The sequence below is a fragment of the Aromatoleum anaerobium genome, from assembly GCF_012910705.2.
GTDB lineage: Bacteria > Pseudomonadota > Gammaproteobacteria > Burkholderiales > Rhodocyclaceae > Aromatoleum > Aromatoleum anaerobium.
Genome location: NZ_WTVG02000008.1, coordinates 1 through 650, shown reverse-complemented (window position 1 = coordinate 650; position 650 = coordinate 1). Strand labels below are relative to the sequence as shown.

1 protein-coding gene is annotated in these 650 nt (G+C 68.6%); it reads right to left on the bottom strand.

Going from position 1 to position 650, the window contains the following annotated elements; genetic code table 11:
* On the bottom strand, positions 1–650 hold a 650-nt coding region (locus GO606_RS00655), incomplete at both ends, for a transposase (RefSeq protein WP_246979239.1).

The window sequence follows — 650 nt, the reverse complement described above, 5'->3', positions numbered from 1 at the left end:
TGCGGGTTGTACGCCGGCCGAAAGCCGCCGTCGCCCATCTTCATCACCGTCGCTTCGGCATCGGTCATCGACGCGCGCGCCTGGTCGGGGTTTTTGCCTTGCCGCTGCTTGATCGCTTCGATCTCGGGCAGCCGCGCCAGCGCTTTCTCAAGACGCGCTTCACGCTCTTTCGCCGCCCGTAGCCGGGCCGCTTCCCGCGCCCGTTCGGCCTGCGCCGGGTCCGCCTCCACCTCGGCTTTGAGCCGCGCCACGGCCGCGCGCGCCGCCTCCAGGTAGCCTTCGAGCTTCTCCTTGCGGCGAAACGAGCCCGCCCCGGCGCTGGCGCGCACCCGCATCCCGTCCTGCGCCACCTGTTTGAGCTTGACCACCCCGGCCGCCATCAGGCTGGCGATGCTCACACTCAACAACTCGTCCAGCCCTTCGCCCTGATCCTTGCGAAAGTCCGAAAGGGTGTGGTGATTGACCTGAACCCCGCCGCACAACCAGCGGTAGGCGTCATGCGATTCGAGCAGCCGTGACACCGCCCGCGCGCTGCCCACCCCGTCGAGCGTGGCGTACAACCACAGCGCCAGCAAAATCTCCGGCGCGATTGCCGAGCGGCCCACCCCGCCATCGACCGCACGAATCCCGGCGTAGAACCGTGACAGGTC